20 protein-coding genes are annotated in these 25,518 nt (G+C 74.0%); 16 read left to right on the plus strand and 4 right to left on the minus strand.

Features of this window, described 5'->3' with window-relative positions; translation table 11 throughout:
- Nucleotides 1-241: 241 nt before the first annotated feature.
- From ACFVHI_RS32325 to ACFVHI_RS32365, 9 genes are all read left to right on the plus strand, one after another.
- Nucleotides 242-1,651 carry a sensor histidine kinase gene (locus ACFVHI_RS32325; RefSeq protein ID WP_380345323.1) on the plus strand — a complete coding sequence of 470 codons (1,410 nt, stop codon included), beginning with the start codon at nucleotides 242-244 and terminating at the stop codon, nucleotides 1,649-1,651.
- Nucleotides 1,603-2,268 (plus strand): response regulator transcription factor, encoded by a 666-nt coding sequence (locus tag ACFVHI_RS32330; protein ID WP_063347646.1) that lies wholly within the window; start codon nucleotides 1,603-1,605, stop codon nucleotides 2,266-2,268. The genes ACFVHI_RS32325 and ACFVHI_RS32330 overlap by 49 nt, the downstream gene beginning before the upstream one ends.
- 201 nt (nucleotides 2,269-2,469) lie before the next feature.
- Entirely contained in the window at nucleotides 2,470-4,083 is a 1,614-nt protein-coding gene (locus ACFVHI_RS32335; RefSeq protein WP_380345325.1) for a DUF2637 domain-containing protein, read from the plus strand.
- Between the two features lie 152 nt (nucleotides 4,084-4,235).
- Entirely contained in the window at nucleotides 4,236-5,525 is a 1,290-nt protein-coding gene (locus ACFVHI_RS32340) for a DUF6986 family protein (RefSeq protein WP_380345327.1), read from the plus strand.
- 111 nt (nucleotides 5,526-5,636) lie between these two features.
- Nucleotides 5,637-6,293, plus strand: coding sequence for a YigZ family protein (locus ACFVHI_RS32345; RefSeq protein WP_063347643.1), 657 nt, complete (start codon nucleotides 5,637-5,639; stop codon nucleotides 6,291-6,293).
- A 124-nt stretch (nucleotides 6,294-6,417) separates the two neighbouring features.
- Nucleotides 6,418-6,732 (plus strand): cupin domain-containing protein, encoded by a 315-nt coding sequence (locus ACFVHI_RS32350; RefSeq protein WP_380345330.1) that lies wholly within the window; start codon nucleotides 6,418-6,420, stop codon nucleotides 6,730-6,732.
- 274 nt (nucleotides 6,733-7,006) lie between these two features.
- Nucleotides 7,007-8,905 (plus strand): hypothetical protein, encoded by a 1,899-nt coding sequence (locus tag ACFVHI_RS32355; RefSeq protein ID WP_380345331.1) that lies wholly within the window; start codon nucleotides 7,007-7,009, stop codon nucleotides 8,903-8,905.
- Between the two features lie 114 nt (nucleotides 8,906-9,019).
- Nucleotides 9,020-10,726 carry a restriction endonuclease gene (locus ACFVHI_RS32360; protein ID WP_380345333.1) on the plus strand — a complete coding sequence of 569 codons (1,707 nt, stop codon included), beginning with the start codon at nucleotides 9,020-9,022 and terminating at the stop codon, nucleotides 10,724-10,726.
- Nucleotides 10,727-11,054: 328 nt separating this feature from the next.
- Complete coding sequence (locus tag ACFVHI_RS32365; protein WP_063351112.1) at nucleotides 11,055-11,783, plus strand: ZIP family metal transporter; 729 nt, start codon at nucleotides 11,055-11,057, stop codon at nucleotides 11,781-11,783.
- Between the two features lie 75 nt (nucleotides 11,784-11,858).
- Here the strand turns inward: ACFVHI_RS32365 and ACFVHI_RS32370 are convergent, their stop codons facing one another.
- Nucleotides 11,859-12,470 carry a MarR family winged helix-turn-helix transcriptional regulator gene (locus ACFVHI_RS32370; RefSeq protein ID WP_380345335.1) on the minus strand — a complete coding sequence of 204 codons (612 nt, stop codon included), beginning with the start codon at nucleotides 12,468-12,470 and terminating at the stop codon, nucleotides 11,859-11,861.
- A gap of 167 nt (nucleotides 12,471-12,637) precedes the next feature.
- Here ACFVHI_RS32370 and ACFVHI_RS32375 point away from each other — a divergent pair, with 167 nt between their 5' ends.
- Nucleotides 12,638-12,970 (plus strand): DUF2218 domain-containing protein, encoded by a 333-nt coding sequence (locus ACFVHI_RS32375; protein ID WP_380345337.1) that lies wholly within the window; start codon nucleotides 12,638-12,640, stop codon nucleotides 12,968-12,970.
- Here ACFVHI_RS32375 and ACFVHI_RS32380 read toward each other — a convergent pair.
- Together ACFVHI_RS32380 and gabT are read right to left on the minus strand one after the other, a co-directional pair.
- Nucleotides 12,943-13,614, minus strand: coding sequence for a phosphatase PAP2 family protein (locus tag ACFVHI_RS32380; protein ID WP_380345339.1), 672 nt, complete (start codon nucleotides 13,612-13,614; stop codon nucleotides 12,943-12,945). The two genes, ACFVHI_RS32375 and ACFVHI_RS32380, sit on opposite strands and share 28 nt — an antisense overlap.
- Before the next feature lie 490 nt (nucleotides 13,615-14,104).
- Nucleotides 14,105-15,445 (minus strand): 4-aminobutyrate--2-oxoglutarate transaminase, encoded by a 1,341-nt coding sequence (gabT, locus tag ACFVHI_RS32385; protein ID WP_380345341.1) that lies wholly within the window; start codon nucleotides 15,443-15,445, stop codon nucleotides 14,105-14,107.
- A 240-nt stretch (nucleotides 15,446-15,685) separates the two neighbouring features.
- Here gabT and ACFVHI_RS32390 point away from each other — a divergent pair, with 240 nt between their 5' ends.
- The 3 genes from ACFVHI_RS32390 to ACFVHI_RS32400 all read left to right on the plus strand — a co-directional run bounded on the left by ACFVHI_RS32390 (nucleotide 15,686) and on the right by ACFVHI_RS32400 (nucleotide 21,125).
- Complete coding sequence (locus ACFVHI_RS32390; protein ID WP_380345343.1) at nucleotides 15,686-17,764, plus strand: ATP-binding protein; 2,079 nt, start codon at nucleotides 15,686-15,688, stop codon at nucleotides 17,762-17,764.
- A gap of 153 nt (nucleotides 17,765-17,917) precedes the next feature.
- Nucleotides 17,918-19,483, plus strand: a complete 1,566-nt coding sequence (locus tag ACFVHI_RS32395; protein ID WP_063347636.1) for a PucR family transcriptional regulator — start codon at nucleotides 17,918-17,920, stop codon at nucleotides 19,481-19,483.
- A 199-nt stretch (nucleotides 19,484-19,682) separates the two neighbouring features.
- Nucleotides 19,683-21,125: an aldehyde dehydrogenase family protein gene (locus ACFVHI_RS32400; RefSeq protein ID WP_063347635.1), complete on the plus strand. Its 1,443-nt coding sequence runs from the start codon at nucleotides 19,683-19,685 to the stop codon at nucleotides 21,123-21,125.
- Here the strand turns inward: ACFVHI_RS32400 and ACFVHI_RS32405 are convergent.
- A complete protein-coding gene (locus ACFVHI_RS32405) occupies nucleotides 21,106-21,309 on the minus strand; it encodes a hypothetical protein (protein ID WP_380345345.1) in 204 nt (67 codons plus the stop codon). The genes ACFVHI_RS32400 and ACFVHI_RS32405 overlap by 20 nt on opposite strands.
- An 84-nt stretch (nucleotides 21,310-21,393) precedes the next feature.
- Here ACFVHI_RS32405 and dxr point away from each other — a divergent pair, with 84 nt between their 5' ends.
- From dxr to ispG, 3 genes are all read left to right on the plus strand, one after another.
- A complete protein-coding gene (gene dxr, locus ACFVHI_RS32410; protein WP_063347633.1) occupies nucleotides 21,394-22,623 on the plus strand; it encodes a 1-deoxy-D-xylulose-5-phosphate reductoisomerase in 1,230 nt (409 codons plus the stop codon).
- Between the two features lie 119 nt (nucleotides 22,624-22,742).
- The gene (locus tag ACFVHI_RS32415) at nucleotides 22,743-24,047 is read left to right on the plus strand and encodes an RIP metalloprotease (RefSeq protein ID WP_107452864.1); all 1,305 of its coding nucleotides are present in this window, start codon (nucleotides 22,743-22,745) and stop codon (nucleotides 24,045-24,047) included.
- A gap of 143 nt (nucleotides 24,048-24,190) precedes the next feature.
- Nucleotides 24,191-25,351 carry a flavodoxin-dependent (E)-4-hydroxy-3-methylbut-2-enyl-diphosphate synthase gene (gene ispG, locus ACFVHI_RS32420; protein ID WP_063347631.1) on the plus strand — a complete coding sequence of 387 codons (1,161 nt, stop codon included), beginning with the start codon at nucleotides 24,191-24,193 and terminating at the stop codon, nucleotides 25,349-25,351.
- The last annotated feature ends 167 nt before the right edge of the window (nucleotides 25,352-25,518 follow it).

The following is a 25,518-nucleotide window of genomic DNA, read 5'->3' on the forward strand; positions in this document are numbered from 1 at the left end:
GCAGGGGGGACCCTGTGGGAGAGTAGGACGCCGCCGAACAATCATTCACAGAGAACCCCCATCCGGGAAACCGGATGGGGGTTCTCTGCATTTCCAGACAATCTCAACAATTCGCTCGGGCTATGTCCACCCGCAGGTGGTGCTAGGACCACCTCGCAATTGGGGTGGCATGGCCAGTGCCTGGAGCGGGTCGTTCGTGAACACTTGTGGAGGACGATCGAGACCGGCATCAGGAGCTTCCGTGGCAACAGCGAGTCGAACGAGCGGCGCGACGGTGCGCGCGCAGACCGAGGCGGCCGTCGCGTCGGGCGGCCAGGGGCTGGCGCGGCTGGCTCTCCTGGTGGTGGGCGCGGTGCCGGGGCTGGTGCTGCCGGTGGGGGCGGCGATGGCGGCGGGTGGGGTCACGGCCTCGGTCTTCCAGGATTCCTACTACCCGGTGGTCCTGTTCGGCCTCGCGGTGGCGGCCGTCGCCGGCGCCCTGGTGGCGGCTCTGTTCGTGCGCCGCACGGCGAGCCGGACGCGCCAGCAGCTGGAGCGCTGGTACGGCATCCGCCTGCCGGCCGTGTACCAGCCACGGCCCGCGTTGGAGCTGGACGAACGCGGGCACTGGTGGACGGGCTACTCGTACCACCGCTCCCGGATGGTCGCGAAGTACGCGCAACTGCTGCACTGGGGCGCCCGGGACCGGACGACCCGATCGGAGGTGGCCTGGCTGGCCATCAGCCCCGCCCTGGTGGTGGCGCTGGCGGGCCCGGTGGCCGTCCTGATGGTGCTGGGCGTGGCCTGCATCCTGACGCCGCTGTCTGTGGACGGGTTCGGGCCGGTGCCCGCACGCCTGGTGTCGGTCCTGCTGAGCGCCGTGCTCGGGCTCGGCATGGTGGCGGTCGGGGTGCTCGTGGCGCCGTACGCGGTGCGCGGGTACTCCGAGGCGGCCCGCCGGGTGCTGGACCAGGACGGCCGGGCGACGCACGCCCAGCTGACCAGGCGGGTGGCCGAGCTGACCGAGACCAGGGCGGACGCGGTCGGCGACCAGGCGGCGGAGCTGCGGCGGATCGAGCGGGACCTGCACGACGGCGCGCAGGCGCGACTGGTCGCGATAGGGATGACGCTGGGCACGATCGAGCACCTGATGGACACCGACCAGGCGGCCGCCCGGGAACTGCTCTCCGAGGCGCGGCAGTCCTCGGCCCGGGCGCTCCAGGAGCTGCGGGACCTGGTCCGCGGCATTCACCCGCCGGTGCTCGCCGAGCGTGGACTGGGCGACGCCGTGCGCGCCTTGGCGCTGGACAGCGCCCTGCCGACCGAGGTGTGCGTGAGCCTGCCGGACCGTCCGCCGGCGCCGGTGGAGGCGGCGGCCTACTTCAGCATCTGCGAGCTGCTGGCCAATGCGGCCAAGCACTCCGGGGCGGAGCAGGTGTGGGTGGACATCCTGTACCGGGCCGGGCTCCTGCGGATCACGGTGACGGACGACGGGGTGGGCGTGGCGGATCCGTCCCGGGGCACCGGCCTGCGCGGGATCGAGCGGCGATTGGGTACCTTCGACGGTGTCCTCGCCATCGACAGCACGTCGGGCGGTCCGACCACCATCACCTTGGAGCTGCCGTGCGAGTTGTCCTCGCCGAGGACCTCTACCTCCTTCGCGAAGGCCTGATCCGACTGCTGGAGGCGCACGGTTTCACCATCGCCGCGGCCGTGGAGACGGGCCCCGAACTGCTGGAGGCGTTGCTGACCCACCGGCCGGACGTGGCCGTGGTCGACGTCCGGCTGCCCCCGACGCTCACCGACGAGGGGCTGCAGGCGGCGCTGAAGGCTCGCAAGGAGATCCAGGGCTTGCCGGTGCTGGTGCTGTCGCAGCACGTTCAGCAGCTGTACGCGCGCGAGCTGCTGGCCGACGGCACCGGCGGGATCGGATACCTGCTGAAGGACCGGGTGTTCAACGCCGACCAGTTCATCGACGCAGTCCGCCGGGTGGCGGCCGGCGGAACGGCGATGGACCCGGACGTGATCGCGAAGCTGATGCAGATCACCTCGCGTCGGCCCGGCCCGTTGCTGCGGCTGTCCCCGCGCGAGCGCGAGGTGCTGGAGCTGATGGCCGAGGGCTGCTCCAACTCGGCGATCGCCGCCCGCCTGGCGGTCAGCGACGGTGCGGTGGCCAAGCACATCGCCAACATCTTCACCAAGCTCGAACTGGCCCCCGCCGAGGACGCCAACCGCCGGGTGCTCGCGGTGCTGACCTACCTCAACGGAACGGCCGGGCCGAAGGGCTGACGATCCGCCCGGTCCACGGCGGGCGGGTCGTCAGCCCCGGACGGTGACACGCCAGGCTGCGGAAACGCTGAAACAGGTGTACGAGTAAACTCCGGTGGGCCGAGCCCGGAGGTCGCTCAGCCGTCCGGCGCCCCGACAAGCGGGAACCGGCAGCCGAGGCAGCGTACGGCAGCAGCCGACATCCAGGGGTTGATAGACGTAATGGCACGCCCAACGCTCACCAAGGCCCATCGGGGCCTGCTCGGCCTGGTCGCGGCCGGCGCCTGCATCATCTCGGGCATCGGCTTCGCGGGCTCGTACAACGCGGTGCGCGAACTGGCCCAGGAGAAGGGCTTCGGGGCCTTCTCCTACGCCTTCCCGATCGGCGTCGACGCCGGCATCGTCGTGCTCCTCTCGCTCGACCTGGTACTGACCTGGCTGCGGATTCCCTTCCCGATGCTGCGGCAGACCGCCTGGGTGCTGACCGTCGCCACCATCGCCTTCAACGCGGCCGCCTCCTGGGGCGATCCGCTCGGCATGGGGATGCACGCCGTCATCCCGGTGCTCTTCGTGGTCGTGGTCGAGGCCTCCCGGCACGCGGTCGGCCGGATCGCGGCGATCACGGTCGACCGGCACATGGACTCGGTCCGGATGATGCGCTGGCTGCTCTCCCCGGTGCCGACCTTCAAGCTCTGGCGCCGGATGAAGCTGTGGGAGCTGCGTTCCTACGACGAGGTCGTCCGGCTGGAGCAGAACCGCCTGGTCTACCGGGCGCAGCTGCGTTTCCGGTACGGCCGCGGCTGGCGCCGCTCGGCGCCGATCCAGGCTCTGCTGCCGCTCAAGCTGGCCAAGTACGGGGTGCCGCTGGACCCGGCGCTGTTCGACCGTCTGGACGAGGAGGCGCGCGAGCGCGAGGCCCGGGAGGCTCTGGCGGAGAAGGAGGCACTGGAGCTCCAGCGGCAGGACGGCCGCGCCGCCACGGCCATCGCCCCGGCCGAGGCCGCCGCCCCCGCGGCTCCCGTCGCCGCCGCCCCCGCTTCGGCCCGCCCGGAGCCGGCCCGGCAGGCGCAGCAGATACCGCAGGTCCAGCCCCAATCCCAGGCCCAGGCTCAGACCCACGTCCAGCCCCAGCCCCAGCCCCAGCCCCAGCCCGAACCGGCCGCGGCCCCGGCTCCGGTCGCCGTCGCGCCGATGTCCGCCGAGGTGGCAGCGCCGATGTTGGCGAAGCTGGCAGCCGTCCGGCTGCGTGCCGCGCAGGAGCCGAACGGCGTGGCGGAGGAGGCCCCGCAGCCGCACCGCGAGGAGCTGAACGTGTGGACCGAGCGCCCGGTGCGCACCACGGGCCACCCGTCCGACGCCGCCCCCGGCGGGCGGGTGCCCGGCCAGGCCTCGCCGTGGTTCAAGCCCCCGCGTCCGGTCGCCGAGGAGCCGGTCCTCCCGCAGCAGCCCCAGGCCCAGGTCGCCCAGGAGGCGGGGTTCGCCGCCGAGCCGCAGCCCCGTCACCCGGGGCAGCCCCTTCCGGCTGGGCAGCCCGCTCCGGCTGGGCAGCCCGTCCACGGCGAGCAGTTCGTTGCGGCCGAGCAGCCCCCCGTCCACGACGAGGAGTCCGCGCCGCGCTCGGCCCCGTCCCGGCTGGATCCGGACCTGGCCTATGACGCGCTGGTCAGCTACATGGACAACCACGAGCACCAGCCCGACCCGCAGCGCCTCGCGGAGTGGCTGACCAAGCAGTACGGCGTCACCGGCAACCGTCCGGACGGCTCGGTCCACCCCAAGGACGTCGCCGAGCTCTACCCGCAGCTGCGCGACCGCTACGCCGCCGCCGGGAGGGACTGACCAGGGCCGCCTCGGCCGGACGCCCCGTCGAACGTTCCTCCGTCGAACGCTCCTCCGTCCACCGCTCGGTCGGCCATTGACGCCCGATCCGGCCGGAGCTACCTTCACCTCAACAAATTGTTGAAGTGCTGGTCCGGCGTGGAGGAGTGCGGATGTCGCAGGTCGAGGTCGACGGTAACGGACCGACGGGCGGGGCCTCCTTCTCCGCCGCCGCCCGCGCCGCCGTGGAGGCACTGCTCGCCCCGGTCGACGCCGACCTGGCGCGCCGCTACCCCGGCGACACCGGTACCAGGCAGCCGGTGCACACCGTCTACGTCCCGGCCGACGCCTTCGCCGCCGACACCGTACGGGAGTGGGGCCGCCAGGCTCTGGAGGCCTTCGACACCCACGCCGGCACCCCCGCCGAGCTGGCCCGCGCCCTCGGCTTGGCCGACGACGAGCTGCTCGCCGACGTGCACGCCCGGGTCCGCGCCAAGCTGGAGCGCGAGCCGGTCGAGGACCTGCGGATCGACTTCGAGGACGGCTACGGACCCCGCCCGGACGCCGAGGAGGACGCCGCCGCCGTCCGCGCCGCCGAACTGGTCGCCGCCGCCGTGGCCGAGGGTGTCGCGCCGCCGTACCTCGGCATCCGGATCAAGTGCATGGAGGCGGCCGTCCGCGACCGCGGCATCCGCACCCTGGAACTGTTCCTGGCCACCCTGCTGGCCGGCGGCGGCCTGCCGGACGGCCTGGTCCTCACCCTGCCCAAGGTGACCTACGCCGAGCAGGTCACCGCGCTGGTCCGGCTGCTGGAGGACTTCGAGCGCCGCGCCGGGCTGCCCGCCGGCCGGATCGGCTTCGAGATCCAGATCGAGACCACGCAGGCCATCCTCGGCCCGGACGGCCGGGCCACCGTGGCCCGGATGATCGAGGCCGCCGAAGGCCGCGCCACCGGGCTGCACTACGGCACCTTCGACTACAGCGCCTCCTGCGGCGTCAGCGCGGCCCACCAGAGCATGGACCACCCGGTCGCCGACCACGCGAAGGCGGTCATGCAGGTGGCCGCAGCCGGCACCGGCGTCCGGCTCTCCGACGGCTCGACCAACGTCATCCCGACCGGTTCCACCGAACAGGTGCACGCCGCCTGGAAGCTGCATCACGACCTGGTCCGCCGCTCGCTGGCCCGCGCCTACTACCAGGGCTGGGACATGCACCCGGCGCACCTGCCGACCCGCTACGTCGCGGTGTACTCCTTCTACCGCGAGGGCCTGGCGGCCGCCGCAGCCCGGCTGGCCGCGTACGTCGCCAAGGCGGGTGGCGACGTGATGGACGAGCCTGCCACCGCCCGGGCGCTCAGCGGCTACCTGCTGCGCGGCCTGGACTGCGGCGCCGTCGACCCGGCCGAGGTCACCGCGCTGACCGGCCTGGACCGCGCCCGGCTGGACGCCCTGGCCGGGCGCTGACCCCGCGACCGGCCGACGAAGCCCGGCCAGGGCCTAGGCTGGCGGTGCCGCCCCGGGACGCCCGGGGTGTGCGCCGCCAGCCGTCGCCGTTTCCGGGAGAACCACCGCGTCATGTCCGCCACGCCGGAACCGACCGCCAGGCCGTACCTCACCATCCGGCGGGCCGGCAGCCACGAGACCGAGATCAAGAAGTCCCGGTTCATCTGCCACCTCGCCCGGGTCGCCGACGAGGAGGAGGCGCAGGCCTTCATCGCCGGCATCCGCAAGCAGTACTGGGACGCGCGGCACAACTGCACCGCCTTCGTGGTCGGCGATGAGCAGCGCCGCGAACGCTCCAGCGACGACGGCGAGCCCGGCGGCACCGCTGGGGTGCCGATGCTGGAGGTGCTGCGCCGGCGCGGCCTGACCGACACCGCCGCCGTGGTGACCAGGTACTTCGGCGGCATCAAGCTCGGCGCGGGCGGCCTGGTGCGGGCGTACGGGAACGCGGTGTCCGAGGCGGTGGACGAGATCGGTCTGCTGGAGCGGCGGCCGGTGGCCCTGCTCGCGGTGACGGCCGACCACGTGCGCGCCGGGCGGGTGGAGAACGACCTGCGGGCGGCTGGCTACACGGTGAGCGATCTGGCCTACGAGCCGGCCGGGGTGCGGATCGAGGTGGGCGTGCCGCAGCCGGAGGTGTCGGCCTTCCACGCCTGGCTGGCCGAGGCGACCGGCGGTACCGCCGTCGCGGTCCCGGCCGGCCGGACGTACGTCGAGGTGCCGGTCTGATGCCGGAGCAGGCGGGCGGCGGCGCTTTCGGCCACCTATTCGGCCAGATCGCGGCCGATCCGTTTCGGAGCCTTGCGGGGCGTGCCTAGCCTGGTCCGGTCGTCGAGCAGGAAGCCGCCCCGAGATGCCCGTCGTCCAGACCGTCACCCTGCCGCCGGGGGCCAGCACCGGCTGGCACTACCACCCGGGCCGGGTGGACGTGGTGGTGCTGTCCGGGACGCTGACCCGGACCCTGCACGACGGCCGGGTCGAGGTCAGCCGGGCCGGGGACTCGCTGGTCGAGGAGGCCGGACCGGTCCACGTCCACGTGGGGCGCAACCTCGGGGACGAGCCCGTGGTGCTGATCGCGAGCTACGCCGCCCCGGTCGGTTGCCCGTTGGCGGTGCCGGTCGCGGAGCCCGCGTGGAGTCGCAGCGGCGCCCGGCCCGCCGAGGCCTGACCTGCTGAGGTCTGACCAGGGCTGCTCCGGCGCTGTCACCCGTGCCCCGTCGCCCGCCGCCCGCCGTCCGCCGTCCGGCGACGAGGGGCGGGCCCGGGAGCCGCGCCACGCGGTGCACGGCTTGAGCAGATTCACCCGAACGTATTGACGTGGCCCGGAGTTGGAACTTCCGCTCCGGGCCGTGGCGTTTCCTGGGCAAGGATCCGGCCGAACCGGACGAATAACCCATCGATGGAGGACACCAGACCCCACCCCGCACCACGGAGGTATGCGCATGACCTCAGACCGCTTTTCGTCGCCCGCCGGCGCCGACCTGACCGGCCCCGCGACGCCCTACCGGATGACCGTCACCACCACCCTCCCGCACCGCGAGGCCGTCGCCCTGGCCGACGAGCAGCTCGCCGCCTGGCTGAAACAGGAAGGCTGCGAGGAGCCTCCGCCGGCTCCCCGTGCCCTCACCGGGCCGCCCCCGGCCGGACCGGCCTCGACGGGGACGCCTCCAACCCGACCGAAACCGCCCGAACTGACGCCCCCTGGGCTGACGACGTCCGGACCGACGCAGTCCCGATCGGCCCCCGCCGCCGAGCGACTGCGCCTGGGCGACCGCGTCCTGCTCGACCGCGACCAGGGCCCGCTGCGCGGCGGCCCGGCCGCCGGCCGCTACGACCGCCGGCGCCTGCGCACCCCGACCCCGCACGGCACCCAGCAGCTCACCCTGACCGTGGCCACCGCGGCCGACGGCCCCACCTGGGTCCGACTGGAGGCCGAGACGCACAGCACCGGCAACGGCGTGCGGACCCCTTGCCGGGTGCCGGTGCCCGAACTCGCCCGCACCCTCCTGCCGCTGCTCGACGCCACCGACGGCCCGGCCGCCGTCCACCCGGCCCCCCGGGTGATCACCGCCGGCGAGGTCGACGGCCTGATCGACGAGCTCTGCGACCCGGAGCGCAGGCTGCCCGTCGTGGTCGCCAGCGTCCCGGTGAACCTCCCGCTCGACCGCTGGGTCGAGGACGTCGTCCGCCCGCTCTGCCACCAGCTGCCCGGCCTGGCCACCGCCTACGTCCTGGACCCGGGCGCCCGGACCGGGTTCAACGTCGCGCTGGAGTACCACAGCGTCTACGGCGGAGCGGTGCGTACCTACCTGCCCGAGGTCGACCCCGCCTCCCGGTGCGACGGCGCCCGGCACCCGGTGCTCGCCCGGGGGCGAATAGAGCAGGACCTCCGCCGCGCGGCCGGGCTGCTCGCCCGCGAGCCGCGCCGGCTCGCCGCCGACCTGCCGCTGCCGCCCACGCTGGCGGCCGTCCCGGTGCTGCGGGTCGCCCCGGCGCCGCCCCGCGCGGCCGTCAGCCCGGCCGGAGACCCGGCCGCCGCCCGCGCCGAGCTGGCCGCGCTCGTCCGGGAGGAACAGCAGGACCGCGCCGAGCAGCAGGCCAGGGCCGACGAGCTGGAGCGGGTCCGGCGCACCCTGCGGCACGAGCGCCGGGACAACCGGGTGAGTCGGGACAGCCGGGACAAGCAGGACGGCCGCGAGGGTCATGAGGGCCGCGACCGTCCGGAGCTCCGCGAGCGTCACGACGGCCGGGACGGCCACGTACGGGCCGGCTCCCGCGCCCTCACCGGGCGCCACTGCATCCTCCAGGGCACCGCCGGGCACTTCACCGCCAAGCCGTCCGCCCGGCCCGGAAAACCGGAGACCTTCACCGAACTCATGGCCAGGATCGACGAGTTCACGCTGCTGACCTTCACCGGTGACCAGAAGAACGCGCTCGCCCTGGACGGGCTCCGCTGCTCCGGCGCGGGCTGGGCCCGGCTCGCCTGGGACGGGCTGACCGCCCTTCAGGAGTACGCCGAGGCGGCGGTCCGCGGCGCGGCCGGCGGCGACTTCAAGCAGTGGTGCGAGCACACCCCGGAGGGCTGCCACCACTTCCCGCCCCGCAAGGCGGTGCGCGGGGAGTCCCGGACGGTGTTCAGCCACACCAAGTGGAAGCGCGAACGGATGCTGCCCGTCCCGGAGAGCGTGGACGCCTCCCGGCGCGCCTTCATGGGCGCACACCTGCGGATCGGCGGCGGCCGTACCGCGCCCCGGCTGCACTACCTGGACGACTGCTCGGGCAGTGGCCGGATCTATGTCGGCTACATCGGCCTGCACCTGACCAACACCCGGACCAACTGAGAGGCTGGGCTGACCACTGCCGCCCGTTCGGTGGACAATGTCCGGCAGGGGCGGGCCGCAGGGTCGCCGGCCGCCCCGGGCAGGCGCCGGACGAGCATGGGGGAACGACGACCGATGCAGCACTCAGCAGACGGCCAGCCCGACGGCACCGCCACCGTCCAGTTCCCCCGGCCGGGCTTCCTCGCCTCGGTCTTCAGAGAGTTCAACACCGACCAGGGACAGGGCCAGGGCCTGGACCCGGACGCCGCCGACCCCGGCCCGGCCGCCCCCGGTACGCCCGGTGACGGCATGCCCGGTGACGGCGGGTCCGGCGATGGTGCGTCCGGCGACGGTGCGTCCGGCGACGGCCCGGCCGAGCCCGAGGAGTCCATCGCCGCCCACGGCCGGGCCGCCGCCCTGACCCACCACCGCACGCTCACGGTCCAGGCCGAGCACGACCGGCTGGCCGACCTGCTCCGGCGGGCCGCACTGCCCGTCTCGGCCATGGACTTCGAGAGCCAGCTGCGCCACTACGAGCCCCGCCCCTACCCGGCCGACGGGCCGGAGACCGGCAGCGAGGCCGAGCCCCGCTGGGCGGACTTCGCGCCCGCCGGGCCGGCCACCGCCGACCCCGACGGCGCCCCGGCCCGTCGCCTGCTCGACTCCGGTTACCAGCGCGAACTCGCCCAGGCCCGGCTGGCCCACCAGCGTTCCCTGCGCGAGTGGCGCACCCGCCGGGCCGAGGCCGACAACCCGGCCGCAGACGAGTCCCGGCGCGTCCACGAGGCGGCCGAGGAGGCCCGGGCCCGCGCCGTGCGCGAGTACAACGAGAGCCTGGAGGAGTGCCGACGGGCCTACCGGCTGTCCGAGCCGGCCGCCGTGGAGTCACTGCTGGAGCGGGCGCTCGCCGCGGCCGAGACCGCCACCCAGGACCTGCCCGCCCCCTGCCGGGCGGTCTTCCGCCCGCTCACCCGTACCGCCGTGCTGGACCTCGACCTGCCGCCGCTCGACCTGGTGCCCTCGCTCACCGGCTACCGGCTCGCCCCGGACGGCGACATCGTCCCGGTCCCGCGCCCGCCGGCGGACCGGGCCACCGACTATCTGCGCCTGGTCGCCCGGCTCGCCCTGCGCGCCCTCCAGGCCGCCGACGCCGTCGACACCGACGAGATACTCGCGGGCGTCGTGCTCAACGGCTGGCTGCGCGAGCCCGGCACCGCCGAGCCGCTGTGCTTGGTCAGCGTGGACGCCGACCGCGACGCACTGGCCCGCACCCGGCTGCTGCCGCCCGCCACCCCGTACGAGGAGCGCGACGACGAAGGCGTCTACGCCGACGCCGAGCAGGACGAGGCGCTCGTCCGGCTGCGCCAGCTCGGCGCCGCCGTCACCCCGGACCCGTACGGCCACGTGGGCGTGCAGCCCGCCGCGCAGGCGGGTGCTGCCGTACCGGCCGCACCCGACCTGTCCGCGAACGAGTTCGCCCAGCTGGTGCGCGACCTGCTCACCCGCGGCGGGCTCGCCGAGTGGAGCGTGCGGCTGCGCGGCCCGGCCGGACTGGTCGCCACCGGCGAGGGGGCCCCGGGCAGTGCGCTGCCCGGCCGCTGGGTGGTCTGGGCCTCCCGGGGCGCCGCGCCGGTCAGCGCGGAGGAGATCGTCACCCTGGCCGAGGCCGTTCACGAGGAGTCCGCCGAGCGCGGCCTGCGGCTGACCACCGGCCGCTTCGCCGACGAGGCCCTCGACCTCACGGGCGAGGAGAGCCACCGCCACATCCACCTGGTCGACGGCGACGGCGTGAGCGAACTCGCCCGCACCCACCTCGGCCTGCCCCTCGCCGCAGGCCGCTGACCCCACCTCCGGTCCCCGCCCCCACCCTCGTCCCCGTCCCCGTCTTCGCAGCTCACCCCGACGGACCGCCCGGCGGGCGCGCCCCCGTACCCGACCCGAGGCTGGGGAACGGGCACCGGCGGAGCAGCGGCACCCCGGGCGATCACCGTCGAACGGTCGTCCGATACGGTCGGCGGTCGGCCCGGCCACGGGCGGACCCCAGGGGGAGAGGAATGGGCAGAGCGCCCGGCAGACCACACGGCGGCACCCGCCGGCGCCCGCACAGCGGATCGACCCACCCGGAGGCGGCCCGGTGACCGCCGTCCTGGTCGCCGCCGGGGCGTTCCTGATGACCCTGATCGGCGGCTTCGTCGCCCAGCGAACCGGCGACCGCCGCCACCTCGTGCTCGGCTTCGCCGCCGGCCTCATGCTCGGCGTGGTCGCCTTCGACCTGCTGCCCGAGGCCATGCGCCAGGCACCGGACGAGGTGCACGGCGTGCCGCAGGCGCTGCTGATGTTCGCGGTCGGCTTCCTCACCATCCACGTGGTCGAGCGCGCGGTCGCCATCCACCGCGGTCACGAGAGCGAGTACGCCGAGCACACCCACGGCCACCAGCACGCGCACGCCCACCACGCCGGGCGCCAGGGCGTCGGCCTGACCGCCGCGCTGGCCCTGGTCGGGCACAGCGTGATGGACGGCTTCGCGATCGGTGCCGCCTTCCAGGCCGGCACCACGGTCGGAACGGTCGTCGCCATCGCCGTCGTCGCCCACGACTTCGCCGACGGCTTCAACACGTACACGATCACCCGGCTCTACGGGAACAACCGGCGGCGGGCGCTGACGCTGCTCGCGGCGGACGCGCTGGCCCCGGTGTCCGGCGCCGCGATCACCCTGGCCTTCACCATCCCCGAGCACCTGCTCGGCCTCTACCTCGGCTTCTTCTCCGGGTTCCTGCTCTACCTGGCGACCTCCGACATCCTCCCGGAGGCCCACAGCCCGCACCCCTCCCGCAGCACCCTGCTCTGCACCGTCGCCGGGGTGGGGTTCATGTGGCTGGTGATCGGCCTCGCCACCTAGGGGCAGGGCAGGCCGGGACGGGCCGGGACGGGGTCTAACGCGGCGGGCCGCCCAGCGCAGCCGACCGCTCCCGCGTCACCGTGCTGTGCCCGGGGGCGCCGTCCGCGGTGGTGGACCGGCTGCGAGGAAGCGGGCCTCGGCGGCGCGCAGCACTCGCAGCAGCACTTCCTGTTCGTCGGGACCGACCTCGCCGAAGTACTCCTGGGCCACCTCGTGCCGGACCTGCCCGATCCGTTCCACCGCTGCGCGGCCCGCCTCGGTCAGCAGGATCCGGACCGCCCGCCGGTCGGCCGGATCGGGCCTGCGCTCGACCAGGCCGGCCTCCTCCAGTGCGTCGACCACGGTGGTCGCCGAGCGCGGGGCGATGTGCAGTCGCTCGGCGAGGTCGCTCAGCCGCATCGCGCGGTCCGGCAGCTCGCAGCCGGGCGCGTGGGCCAGGGTGTTCAGCGCCCGGGCCTGGCCGGGGGTGATGCCGTACGGCTCCAGCCGCCACCCGGTCTGCCGACGGATCCGCTTGATCGCCCTGGTCATCGTGTCGGCCAGCTCGGCGGCGGTGTCCGAGGCCGCGTCCGAGGCGGCGGTGTCCGAGGCCGCGTCCGAGGCCGTGGTGTCCGAGGCGGTCTCCTCGGCAGGGGCGCCGGGCGGGCCGGGGGAGGGGTCCGCCGGGTCGGTCGGCGTGGTGGTCATCGGCGGTCTCCTCGGCAGGCGTCCGCCCCAGGGTATCGGCCGGTCCGGGGCCGGCGGCCGACAGCGGACGGCACCCGGAGAAAAATGTTGAGCTTGGCTCAGTACCTGGGTTAGCGTAGCCCCAACTGAGGGGACCCTAAGTTCCCTCCCAGGATCCTGGAGGGCCCGTGCCCCGCTCCGAAGCCCGCGTCACCACCGACCGCCCCACCCGCTACGCCAAGCAGCTCGCCGCCCACATGGGCCGCAAGATCGAGGCCACCTTCTCCGAGGAGACCGGCCGCGGCACCCTGGTCTTCGGCGCCGGCACCGCCACCCTGGAAGCCCAGCCCGACGCGCTGCTGCTCACCGTCGAGGGCGAGCGGGAGAACCTGCCCGGCCTGGAGGACGTCGTCGGCCGCCACCTCGTCCGCTTCGGCGCCCGCGACGAACTCGTCATCGAATGGCACCGCGACAACGGCGAGACCGGCCTCGTTCACCGCAACGACGACCCCGAGGCCTGACCGCCGCCGCCCCCGCCGCCCGGCCGGGGCAGCCACCGGGCCAGCCCCCACAGCACCAGGGCGGCCAGGCACCAGCTGGCCACCACGTCCAGCAGCCAGTGGAAGTCGCTCCACACCAGCCCCGCGCCGACGCCCACCGCCAGCAGCACCGCGCCCGCCGTCAGCAGGCGCGCCGCCCACGGTCCCGCCACCCGCACCAGCAGCAGCGCCGCCACCCCGTACGAGAGCGACGCGGTGGCGGTGTGCCCGGACGGGTACCAGCCCCACTGCCCCGGCGTCAGCGGATCACCGAGCGGGCCCGGCCGGGCGAACGCCGCCTTGGCCGGCACCACCAGCAGCGGGATCAGTCCGGCGGTCAGCGCCGCCACCGGCAGCGGCAGCCACCAGCGCCCCGCCGCCCCCGTCCGGCGCCACCGCCACGCGGCCAGCACGCCGGCCGCCAGCAGCACCGGGATCGCGGGCACGCTGTCGCCCAGGTCGGACAGGACCTGGCCCAGCTGGTCCAGCAGCGCGCTGGGGTGGTCCCGGTGGGCGCTCCGGACGGCTCCGCGGACCGCGCGGTCCCATCCGAGCAGCGGGCCGTCCGCCGCCACCTGCCACGACACCAGCAGCAGGACGGCCACCGCCGTCAGCGGCACGGCCACCGAACGGGCCACCCGGCCCGGAACGCCGGACAGCCGCCCCGGAGCAGGGGGGAGAGCTCCGGGGCGGCTCTGATGATCGCCGTTCCGTGCGCCCCGGGGGGTGTGGGTCGGACGGTCGGTCGATCGGTCTTCGGTGGGCGCCACCCCTCCCGGGGCGGCCTGGTTGTCCTCGCGGCACGCATGCGGACCCGCCGTCGGGGGCGACCCCGCAAGCGGCTCCGCCCATGGCTGCGGCTCGCTGTCCATCGGTGATGACACTACGTCAACAGCCCTTCCGCGCCGAGCGCCTTCAGCGATTCCCCACATCATCTTCACCCCGCCCCGGGCGGCCCTCCGGGAGCCCCGACGACCTGGCCCGACCGGGCGTCGGGCCCGTCCGACCGGCCGGTGACAACCGAACGGCCCGCGAGGACCAGAGGTCCCCACGGGCCGTTCAGCGCTGTCCGGACAACCCTCCGGAGGGGGTTCACGACCTGACGGGCGACACCGCTCAGACGGCGGTGAAAGCGCCCTCCAGGATGTCCAGGCCCTCGGCCAGGAGGTGCTCCGCGATGACCAGCGGCGGCAGGAAGCGCAGCACGTTGCCGTAGGTGCCGGCGGTCAGCACCACCAGGCCCTCGGCGTGGCAGGCCTTCGCGATGGCCGCGGTGGCCTCCGCGTTCGGCTCCTTGCCGCCCGGCTTCACCAGCTCGACGGCGATCATCGCGCCGCGGCCGCGGATCTCGCCGATGATGTCGAACTTCTCCTGCATCGCCCGCAGGCGGCCCAGCATGATCTCGCCGATCCGCTGCGCCTTGCCGTTGAGGTCCTGCTCCTTCATCGTCTCGATGGCGCCCAGCGCGGCCGCACAGGCCACCGGGTTGCCGCCGTAGGTGCCGCCCAGGCCGCCCGCGTGCGCGGCGTCCATGATCTCGGCGCGACCGGTCACCGCCGCCAGCGGCAGACCGCCGGCGATGCCCTTCGCGGTGGTGATCAGGTCCGGGACGATGCCCTCGTCCTCACAGGCGAACCACTGGCCGGTACGGCAGAAACCGGTCTGGATCTCGTCCGCGACGAACACGATGCCGTTCGCCTTCGCGTACTCCACGATCGCCGGCAGGAAGCCCTTGGCCGGCTCGATGAAGCCGCCCTCGCCCTGGATCGGCTCGATGATGATCGCGGCGACGTTCTCGGCGCCGATCTGCTTGTTGATGATCTCGATCGCCTGCGCGGCGGCCTCGGCGGCGCAGTTCTCCGCACCCGTCAGCCAGCGGTACGGGTAGGCCACCGGCACCCGGTAGATCTCCGGGGCGAACGGGCCGAAGCCCTGCTTGTACGGCATGTTCTTCGCCGTCAGGCCCATGGTCAGGTTCGTACGGCCGTGGTAGCCGTGGTCGAACACCACGACGGCGGTGCGCTTGGTGTAGGCGCGGGCCACCTTCACCGCGTTCTCGACCGCCTCGGCGCCCGAGTTGAACAGCGCGGTGCGCTTGTCGTGGTCACCCGGGGTCAGCTCGTTCAGCTGCTCGGCGACCGCCACGTAACCCTCGTACGGGGTCACCATGAAACAGGTGTGGGTGAAGGCGGCCAGCTGCTCGCTCGCCTTCGCCACCACGGCCTCGGCGCTGTTGCCGACGTTCGTCACGGCGATGCCGGAGCCGAAGTCGATCAGCGAGTTGCCGTCCACGTCCTCCAGCACGCCGCCGTTGGCACGGGACACGTACACCGGCAGGGTGGTGCCGACACCGGCCGCCACCGCACCCAGCTTGCGGGCCTGCAGCTCCTGCGACTTCGGACCGGGGATCGCAGTGACCAGGCGGCGCTCCTGCGGGAGCGGCGTTGCGGCGCTCATGGGGTTCTCCAGACTTCTCGGCTCGGTGCTTCGCAGGCTACGGCCGCCCTCCCCGGCCGGGCATGCGCCACTCGGTAGCACTGAGCCGTCCGACTTGTCCGGCACGGCCAGCGCGGGTGGTGCGACTGCCAGCAGGCCCCGCTCCACTACATTGAGCGCGGGCGTGTCGCCGGTACGGCGGCATGGGTATGGCGGCACCGACGGCGATCGGGCCGGGCGGGCGAGGGAGCGGGGCCGTACATGGCGCACGACGGGGCACACCACCACACCGATCGGACCACCACCGGACCCCCGGCCCCCATGCCCCGCCAACGGCCCGGCACCCGCACCGACGGGGCCCCCGCCTTCGACCTCCCCACCTGGGCCGCGGCCCCGCGCCCGGAAGCCGAACCCGGCGTCTACCGGCTGGGCTACCGCCCGCTCGACCCGGAACGGGCGGAGGCGGCTCAGGTCGCGGCCTGGCCGCTGCTCCTGCGGGCGGGACTCAACGCGGTGGTGGGGTGGTTCGCGTTCCTGTACGGGACCCAGTTGGTGCTTCGCCTGATCGTGCTGACGGTTTGGGTGAAGAATCCCACCGATACCGAAGTGACCGTGGTCGGCGTGTCCGTCAACCTTCTGGTGGCCGCGCTCGTCATCAAGCTCTTCGGCCGGATGGGCCGTTGGCCCGAGGTGTGGCGGCGGTACGTGTCGCCGTTGCTGTCGCGGGCGGTGACGCAGGAGCAGCCCGCCGAGGAGGGCGTGGCGGTGGCCCAGGTGGTGCGGCGGCTGGACCCGTGGGGCGGGCTGCGGCAGGGCGGGGCGGCCGAGGCGGCGGGGCGGCTGGAGCGGGAGGCGGTCGGGGACGTCGACTACGTGCGGATCCAGCGGGCGTGGGAGTCGGCGCAGGCGGATCCGGCGTTCGTGCCGGCCTTCGTCGAGCAGGTGGTGGCGCGCGGTGGGGCGGCCTTCGCGCACCCTTCGGAGTCGCGGGAGCTGGCGGACCGGGCTGAGCGGCACGATCTGCTGCTGGGCCAGGTCTGCCTGGGGACGGCCCAGGACGTGCCGAAGAACCCGCTGAGCCATCGGGCGGCCGGGTTCGCGCTGGATCCGGCGGTGCTGGGCACGTCGCTGCTGGCGGTGGGTCCGGCGGGGACGGGGAAGACGGCGCGGCTGGCGCGGCCGGTGGCGGAGGCGTTGTGTCTGCAGGCGCTGGCCGGTACCGCGTGTGTGGTGGTGGTGGGGGCGGCGGACGCGGATCTGGGCCCGGATGCCTGGTACGACGTGGTGATCGCGCCCGGTGATCCGGCGTCGGTGTACGGGCTGGACCTCTACGGTGCGGCGCAGGATCCGGACGAGGCGGCCGCCCGGCTGGCCGAGGCGCTGCTGCCGGACGAGTTGACGGCGCGCGCGGAGAACGCCCGGACGGCGCTGCAGCAGGTGGTGGGCCCGTTCCACGCCGCGTACGCCCGCTATCCGGGGGTGCGGGAGCTGCGGGCGCTGCTGGCCGGCGAGCCGGACGTGTTGGCGGCTCTGGTGAAGGCGCTCGGGGTGGCGGGCCGGCTGGCCGTGTACGAGCGGGACCTGGAGCACCGGGAGCGTCAGCGCGGCCGGGCGGACGATCCCGGGGCGCTGCTGGCGGACCGGCTGGCGCTGTTGGACCGGCCGGCCTTCGAGGGCGCCTTCGCGACGGACGGCACGGGGCGGCCCCCGTTCGCGATGCGGGTGCTGGACCATCCGTTGCGGGTGCGGGTGAAGTTGCCGGAGCGCAGCCATCCGGAGGCCGCGCGGATGCTGTCCCGGTTGGTGGTGGGTCAGTTCGTGCAGGCGGCGGGGGCCCGTACGGACCGTTCGCTGTTCGCCGGCCTGGTGGTGGACGACGCGTCGGCGGCGCTGGACGCGACCGCTGTGCGCGGGGTGCAGCGGATGCGGGGGGTGAACGCGGGCGCGGTGCTGCTGCTGCGCACGCTGGTGGATCTGCCGGAGGCGCTGCGGGCGCCGTTGTTCGGCGCGGTCGGCTGCCGGATGGCGTTCCCGGGGATCGCGCCGTGGGACGGCCGGCTGTTCTCGGAGGCCTGGGGGACGCACCTGGTGCAGGAGACCGCGGTGACCCACACGCCCGACACCTCGGGTGGCGTGGTGCGGCGGGCCGGGCGGTTGGGGCGGCGGGCGTTGTCGGGGACGGCGGCGCAGACGGAGTCGGTGACGACGCGGGACGTGGAGCGCCTGCGTTGGTCGCCGTCGGATCTGGCGCACGCGCTGCCGGCGGGGCATGCGGTGGTGTCGTTGACCGCGGTGTCGGGGGAGCAGGTGCCGCCGTTGCTGGTGGATCTTCGGGGCTGACGGGGCGCGGGGCGGAAGCTCGCCTTCACGGTGGATTCGGCAGTGCCGGTTGTCCGGAGCGTCCATAATGAGGGGGAGAGACTCTCACTTGTCCCATTGCCCTCTCCTCGCCCGGCCGCAACGGCGCGGTCAGGTCGATCCCCCGAAGGTGCCATGCCCCCCACACTCGCCTCCGTTGTCCGTAACAGTTCGCTCCATCTGACGGTCCTCGCCGGCGCGGATCACCTGGAGCGGCCGGTCCGCTGGGTGCACACCAGCGAGCTGGACGACCCGACGCCGTTCCTGGAGGGTGGCGAGCTGCTGCTCACCACCGGGATCAAGCTGGGCCGTACGGCGGCCCAGTTGCAGGCGTACGTGCACCGGCTGGCCGATGCCGGGGTGGTGGGGCTGGGCCTGGGGGTGGGGCTGTCGCACACGGAGGTGCCGCAGCCGCTGGTGGACGCGGCCGCGCAGCGGGGGCTGCCGCTGCTGCGGGTGCCGGAGCCGACGCCGTTCATCGCGATCAGCAAGGTGGTGTCGGCGGCGCTGGCCGCGGAGCAGTACGAGGCGGTGACGACCTCCTTCGAGGCGCAGGAGGAGCTGACCCGGGCCGCGCTGGGCAAGGACGGCACGACGGCGGTGGTGCGCCGGCTGGCGGCCCGGCTGGGCGGCTGGGCGGCGCTGTACGACGGGTCGGGGGCGCTGTCGGTGGTGGCGCCGGACTGGGCGGCGCGCCGGGCGGGGCGGCTGGCGGCGGAGGTGGACCGGCTGCGCCGGCGTCCGGCGCCGTCGAGCGCCGCGTTGCAGGGGCGGGCGCCGGGGATCGACACGGCGGACGAGGACTACGTGGTGGTCCAGTCGCTGGGGGCGGACCGGCGGGCCCGGGGCTTCCTGGCGGTGGGCACCGAGGACCGGATCACCCCGACCGAGCGGTACGTGCTGAACGCGGCGGTGGCGCTGCTGACCCTGACGCTGGAGCGCTCGCGCGAGTTGCGCCAGGCCGAGGAGCGGATGGGCGCGGCGCTGCTGCGGATGGTGCTGGCGGGCGAGGTGGCGACGGCCCGCCAGGTGGCGCTGGGGCTGTTCGGCGGTATGCCGGAGGGGACGATACGGGTTCTGGTGGCCGGTGCCGGGCCGAACGCGGAGGCCGCGGAGGCGCTCGGGGAGCTGGGGGACCGGGCCGAGCAGGCGGGCGCCCGGGTGGGCGAGAAGCTGCTGGTGGCGCGGGAGGACGGCGCGCACGGGGCGCGGCTGATGGTGCTGGCGCTGGACAACGGGGCGGTGCACCGGGCCTGTCTGGGCGTGGTGGAGGAGCACGAGGGCCTGTCGCTGGGCGTGTCGGCGCCGGCCGCGCTGGAGGACGCGGGGACGGCGCACGCGCAGGCCGAGCGGGCGCTGGCGGTGGCGCTGCGCGGTGGCCGGCGGTCGGTGGACCACGAGGAGGTCGGCGCGGGGTCGCTGCTGCCGCTGCTCGGCGAGGACGCGGTGACGGCGTTCGCCGAGGGGCTGCTGCGGCCGCTGCGCGAGCACGACCGGACGGCCCGCGGCGATCTGGTGGCCTCGCTGCGGGCGTGGCTGTCCCGGCACGGGCAGTGGGACGCGGCGGCGGCCGATCTCGGGGTGCACCGGCACACGCTGCGCTACCGGATGCGGCGGGTCGAGGAGCTGCTGGGGCGTTCGCTGGACGACACCGACGTGCGGATGGAGCTGTGGCTGGCGCTGCGCTCCGGCGAGGAGTAGGTCGCACCCGGGCCGCACCGAGCCGTACCGGGCAGGGCCCCGTCCGGGCTCGGCCCGGGAGGCCCTGGACGGGATGGAGCAGCGTCGGGGGCGAACGCTCCGAGTCGGCCAATCCGGTCGGTGCGCCGCCCCACCTACCCTCGGGTTCGGGTCCCACACCCGTGGGCCCGATGACGACGAGGAGAGGGCCGGTACCACGGTGACCACCACGTACGATTTCTGGCTGGCCGGCCGACGGGCGAGCGGCGACGCCGACTTCGAGGTGCACAACAGCTGGGACGGCCGTCTGGTCGGCAAGGTGAGCATCCCGACCGAGGCCCAGGTCGAGGAGGCGCTGGACGCCGCCGTCGCCGCGCTGCCGGTCTTCGCCGCCACCCCGGCGCACGTCCGCTCCGCCGCGCTGGACCACGTGGCCAAGCGCCTGGCCGAGCGCACCGAGGAGCTCGCCCAGCTGATCACCGCGGAGAACGGCAAGCCGATCAAGTGGGCCCGTGGTGAGGTCGGCCGCGCGGTGTCGGTCTTCCGCTGGGCGGCCGAGGAGGCCCGCCGGACCAACGGCGAGACGATGCGGCTGGACACCGACCCGGGCGGCGTGGGCCGTTTCGCGGTGGTGCGCCGCTTCCCGCGCGGTGTGGTGCTGGGGATCGCCCCGTTCAACTTCCCGCTGAACCTGGTCGCCCACAAGGTCGCCCCGGCGATCGCGGTCGGTGCCCCGATCATCCTGAAGCCGGCCCCGGCGACGCCGCTGTCGGCGATGGTGCTGGGCGAGATCCTGGCCGAGACCGACCTGCCGGCCGGTTCGTGGAGCATCCTGACGGTGCCGAACGACCGGATGCCGGCGCTGGTGCAGGACGAGCGCCTGCCGGTGATCTCGTTCACCGGTTCGGACAAGGTCGGCTACCAGATCATGGACTCGGTGCCGCGCAAGCACTGCACCCTGGAGCTGGGCGGCAACGCCGCGGCCGTGGTGCTCGCCGACTGGTCCTCGGAGGCCGACCTGGACTGGGCGGCCACCCGGATCGCGATGTTCGCCAACTACCAGGGCGGCCAGTCCTGCATCTCGGTGCAGCGCGTGATCGCCGACGCGTCGGTGTACGACGCGCTGGTGGAGAAGGTCGTGGCCAAGGTCAAGGCGCAGGTCACCGGTGACCCGAACGACGACGCGACGGACGTCGGCCCGCTGGTGGACGAGAACGCCGCGAAGCGGGTGGAGTCCTGGGTGGACGACGCGGTCGCCAAGGGCGCCAAGGTGCTCGCCGGCGGGGGCCGCGAGGGTGCGACCTACGCGCCGACCGTGCTGGCGGAGCTGCCCGCGGACGCGATCCTGGCCAAGGCCGAGGTGTTCGGCCCGGTCCTGTCGCTGCACCGGGTGGACGGCGTGGACGAGGCCTTCGCGGCCGTCAACGACTCGGCGTTCGGCCTGCAGGCGGGCGTGTTCACGCACGACCTGCAGACCGCGTTCCGTGCCCACCGGGAGCTGGAGGTCGGCGGTGTGATCATCGGCGACGCGCCGTCCTACCGCGCCGACCAGATGCCGTACGGCGGCGTCAAGGACTCCGGTGTCGGCCGTGAGGGCGTCCGGTACGCGATGGACGACTACACGGTCGAGAAGGTCCTGGTCCTCAGCGGCCTCGACCTCTGAGCGAACCCGTGAGTGAAGGGCCCGGTCCGGTGACCGGGCCCTTCGCCCGTTCCGGGGCCAGGTCGGCCCAGCCGCGCTCTCCGTCCGCGACGGAGACGGCCTCCTCGACCGTGGCGTCGCCGGCGAGCAGCCGTGCGAGCTTCGGCGCGATCTGCCCGTGGCCCCCGGCGATGACGGTGCGCATGGCTCCGACGGCAGCCCGGGGCGCGGGGCGGCGTCCTGCCGGGAGGCGTCCTGAGCGGGGCCCCGGGCAGGACACAATGGGCGCATGACTTCGCTCGCCCACCCGCAGCTGCGGTTCACGCCCACCGTGCAGGACCCTTCCGGCCCCCGGGAGCTGGTGATCCTCGGTTCGACCGGGTCGATCGGCACCCAGGCCATCGACGTGGTGCTCCGCAACCCGGACCGGTTCCGGGTGGTCGCCCTGTCGGCGGCCGGCGGCCGGGTGGAGCTGCTCGCCGAGCAGGCGCTGCGGCTGGGCGTGCACACGGTGGCGGTGGCGGACCCTGCGGCCGAGCCGGCGCTGCGCGCGGCGCTGGCGGCGAAGGCGGCGGGCGCTGCGCTGCCGACGGTGCTGGCGGGGCCGGACGCGGCGACCGAGCTGGCCGCGATGGAGTGCCACTCGGTGCTGAACGGCATCACCGGGTCGATCGGGCTGCGGCCGACGCTGGCCGCGCTGAGGGCGGGCCGGGTGCTGGTGCTGGCCAACAAGGAGTCGCTGATCGTCGGCGGCCCGCTGGTGAAGGCGGTGGCGCGGCCGGGGCAGATCGTGCCGGTGGACTCCGAGCACGCGGCGCTGTTCCAGGCGCTGGCGGGGGGCACCCGGGCCGAGGTCCGCAAGCTGGTGGTGACGGCCAGCGGCGGTCCGTTCCGCAACCGGACGCGTGAGCAGCTGGCCGGGGTGACGCCGCAGGACGCGCTGGCGCACCCGACCTGGGCGATGGGCCCGGTGGTCACGATCAACTCGGCGACCCTGGTGAACAAGGGCCTGGAGGTGATCGAGGCGCACCTGCTGTACGACGTGCCCTTCGACCGGATCGAGGTCGTGGTCCATCCGCAGTCGGTGGTGCACTCGATGGTGGAGTTCACCGACGGTTCGACGCTGGCGCAGGCCAGCCCGCCGGACATGCGGATGCCGATCGCGCTGGGTCTGGGCTGGCCGGAGCGGGTGCCGGACGCCGCCCCCGGCTGCGACTGGACCAAGGCCGCGACCTGGGAGTTCTTCCCGCTGGACGACGAGGCCTTCCCGGCGGTGGAGCTGGCCCGCGAGGTGGGCACCCTGGGCGGTACCGCGCCGGCGGTCTTCAACGCGGCCAACGAGGAGTGCGTGGAGGCGTTCCTGAAGGGGCGCCTCGCTTTCACGGGAATCGTGGACACTGTTGCCAAGGTCGTCGCCGAGCACGGCACGCCCGTGCCGGGAACTTCCCTGACGGTCGAGGACGTCCTGCACGCGGAGGACTGGGCCCGCGCCCGGGCCCGCGAGCTGGCGGCGGGCTGACGGCGGCGGGTTGACGGCGTGGGCCGTTTCCGGCCGGGTGCACCCGTACCGGGTGTCCGGCTGGGCGTGACTGCGGTAAGACAAGACGACGAGCAGAGCGGCATGACGGAGGGCCAGCGGTGGCAATGGTTTTGACGGTGGTCGGCATCCTGGTCTTCGCGGTCGGGTTGCTCGTCTCGATCGCCTGGCACGAGCTCGGCCACCTCTCGACGGCCAAGCTGTTCGGCATCCGGGTGCCGCAGTACATGGTCGGCTTCGGCCCGACGGTCTGGTCGCGGAAGAAGGGCGAGACCGAGTACGGCTTCAAGGCGATCCCGCTGGGCGGCTACATCCGGATGATCGGGATGTTCCCGCCGGGTGCGGACGGCCGGATCACCAAGCGCAGCAGTTCCCCCTGGCGCACCATGATCGAGGACGCCCGGGAAGCCTCCTACGAGGAGCTCCAGGAGGGCGACGAGCACCGGCTGTTCTACACCCGCAAGCCGTGGAAGCGCGTCATCGTCATGTTCGCCGGGCCGTTCATGAACCTGGTCCTGGCCTTCGGGCTGTTCCTGACGGTCATGATGGGCTTCGGCGTCTCGACGGCGGTGCCGACCATCGGCTCGGTCGCCCAGTGCGTGGTCAAGGCCGGCTCGCCGACCGACGTGTGCCCCGCGGACGCGCCCAAGACCCCCGCCAACGAGGTCGGGCTGCGGCAGGGGGACAAGGTCCTCTCCTTCGGCGGGGACCGGATCCGCGACTACGACCAGCTCCAGGCGGACATCCGGAAGTCGGCCGGCCAGCAGGTCGAGATCCTGGTCGACCGGGGCGGGCAGCAACTCGTCCTCAAGCCCGTCATCGCCGTCAACGACGTGCAGAAGTACGACGGCAACGGCGTGCCGCTCAAGGGCCAGACCGTGCAGGCGGGCTTCCTCGGCTTCACCCCCAAGCAGGGGGTCGTCCAGCAGAGCTTCGGGCAGTCCCTGGACCGGATGGTCGGCATGGCCGAGAACGGGGTGAAGTCGCTGGCCGCGCTGCCCGGCAAGATCCCCGGTCTGTGGAACGCCGTCGTCGGGGACTCCCCGCGTGACCCGGACTCGCCGATCGGCATGGTCGGCGCCGCCCGGGTCAGCGGTGAACTGGTGAGCATGGACCTGCCCGCCAGCCAGCGGGTGGCGATGTTCGTCAACCTCCTGGCCGGGATCAACCTCTCGCTCTTCCTGTTCAACATGCTGCCGCTGCTCCCGCTGGACGGCGGCCACATCGCGGGCGCGGTCTGGGAATCGGTCCGCCGCCGATTCGCTCAGCTGTTCAAGCGGCCCGATCCCGGCCCCTTCGACGTCGCCAAGCTGATGCCGGTGGCGTACGTCGTGGCCAGCGTCTTCATCGGTTTCACCCTGCTGGTGATGGTCGCCGACCTGGTGAACCCGGTGAAGATCAGCTAGAGCGTTCGGGTACGGCGGGTGTGCTGGGGTCCGGCGCCGTGCCGTACCGTGGAGGCCGGGTGCGCGATCTAGGCGCGCCCGGCCTCGGCCGTCCCACTGGCCAGGCGGTCGACCACACCTCAACCCCGGGGAACCCTGCGCACATGACCGCGATCTCGCTCGGTATTCCGTCCCTGCCGCTCAAGCCGCTCGCCAAGCGCCGTGTATCCCGGCAGATCATGGTCGGCAACGTACCGGTCGGCGGTGACGCTCCCGTCTCGGTGCAGTCGATGACCACCACCGTGACCGCGGACATCAACGCCACGCTGCAGCAGATCGCCGAGCTCACCGCGTCCGGGTGCCAGATCGTCCGGGTCGCCGTCCCCACCCAGGACGACGCCGACGCGCTGCCGATCATCGCCAAGAAGTCCCACATCCCGGTGATCGCCGACATCCACTTCCAGCCGAAGTACGTCTTCGCCGCGATCGACGCCGGCTGCGCCGCGGTCCGCGTCAACCCGGGCAACATCAAGGCCTTCGACGACAAGGTCGGCGAGATCGCCAAGGCCGCCCGGGGCGCCGGCGTGCCGATCCGGATCGGCGTCAACGCCGGCTCGCTCGACAAGCGCCTGCTGGAGAAGTACGGCCGTGCCACCCCCGAGGCCCTGGTCGAGTCCGCGCTCTGGGAGTGCTCGCTGTTCGAGGAGCACGACTTCCGCGACATCAAGATCTCGGTCAAGCACAACGACCCGGTCGTGATGATCAACGCCTACCGCCAGCTGGCCGCCGCCTGCGACTACCCGCTGCACCTCGGCGTCACCGAGGCCGGTCCGGCCTTCCAGGGCACCATCAAGTCCGCGGTGGCCTTCGGTGCGCTGCTCGCCGAGGGTATCGGCGACACCATCCGGGTCTCCCTCTCCGCCCCGCCGGCCGAGGAGATCAAGGTCGGCAACCAGATCCTGGAGTCGCTCGGCCTGCGCCAGCGCGGCCTGGAGATCGTCTCCTGCCCGTCCTGCGGCCGCGCCCAGGTCGACGTCTACAAGCTGGCCGAGGAGGTCACCGCCGGCCTGGAGGGCATGGAGGTGCCGCTGCGCGTCGCCGTCATGGGCTGCGTCGTGAACGGCCCGGGCGAGGCCCGCGAGGCCGACCTCGGCGTCGCCTCCGGCAACGGCAAGGGCCAGATCTTCGTCAAGGGCGAGGTCATCAAGACCGTCCCCGAGTCGAAGATCGTCGAGACCCTGATCGAGGAGGCGCTCAAGCTCGCCGAGCAGATGCAGGAGGCGGGCGTCGAGGCCGGTACGCCGACCGTCGTCGCCGCCGACTGACCACGCAGGGTCCGCGCGGTGCGCCGCGCGCAGTCTTCCGGAAGCGGGGCGGGCCGGTGGCGGGCCGCCCCCCCGCCCCAGTGGGGGGGGCCCCCGGCGGGGTGGGGGGGGCCCCCGCCGGATTGCAGGGGCGTATTAAAAAAAACCAGACCCCCACACAAAAACAG

It is taken from the genome of Kitasatospora sp. NPDC127121 (genome assembly GCF_042677305.1).
GTDB lineage: Bacteria > Actinomycetota > Actinomycetes > Streptomycetales > Streptomycetaceae > Kitasatospora.